The organism is Pseudonocardia sp. SID8383 (assembly GCF_009864975.1).
In the GTDB taxonomy this organism is placed as follows: Bacteria; Actinomycetota; Actinomycetes; order Mycobacteriales; family Pseudonocardiaceae; genus Pseudonocardia; species Pseudonocardia alni.
Map to the genome: position 1 here is coordinate 1 of NZ_WWFY01000290.1, position 684 is coordinate 684.

At 78.2% G+C, this 684-nt stretch carries 1 protein-coding gene; it reads right to left on the reverse strand.

The features are described from left to right. Positions 1 to 166: 166 nt before the first annotated feature. On the reverse strand, positions 167 to 684 hold a 518-nt coding region (locus GTW08_RS06925; protein ID WP_161151600.1), incomplete at its 5' end, for a class F sortase.

Below are 684 nucleotides of genomic sequence, written 5' to 3' on the forward strand. Positions count from 1 at the left end.
GGCGCGGACGGCCGGGGCGGCGGCCCGGGCGCGCTGCGCGGCCTCACGGACGGCGGCGGACTCCGGCGCCTCGGTCGTCTCCTGCGGGGTGGTCACGGTGCTGCTCACGCAGGTCAGGGTAGGCGGTCGCCGTCGCGGGCCCGACCGGGTATCCGGTGAGGACGGCTCAGGGCGCAGCGGCCGGCACGGCGTAGACGACGATGTTCGACTCGTAGCTCCCCGCCGCCGGGTCGAACACCCCGCCGCAGGTGACGAGGACGAGCTGCGGGTCGCCGTCGCGGCGGAACACCTCGCGGGGCAGGTCGTGCTTGCCGTACTCGCGACGCGCGACGACCCGGTAGGCCGCGGTGCGGCCGTCGCCGCCACGGACGACGACCGGCTCGCCCGCGACGAGCTGCGGCAGCACCGACAGGAACCCGATGCCCTGGGTGCGCGAGTCGACGTGACCGGCGATCACGGCGCTCCCGGACGCGCCGCCCGGGAGGACACCGGGGGCCCACCAGCCGACCGTGCGCACCTGGTCGGGGACGACCATCCCGCCGTTCGGGGCGGTGCCGACCGCGTCGACGGGGGCGGACAGGCCGCGGGCGGGGAGCTCCAGGACCGCCGGGACGACCGGCGGCGACGCGGCGCCGGGCGCGGCCACGGGCAGCGGGTAGACCGCCGAGACGGTCCACGGCTCGC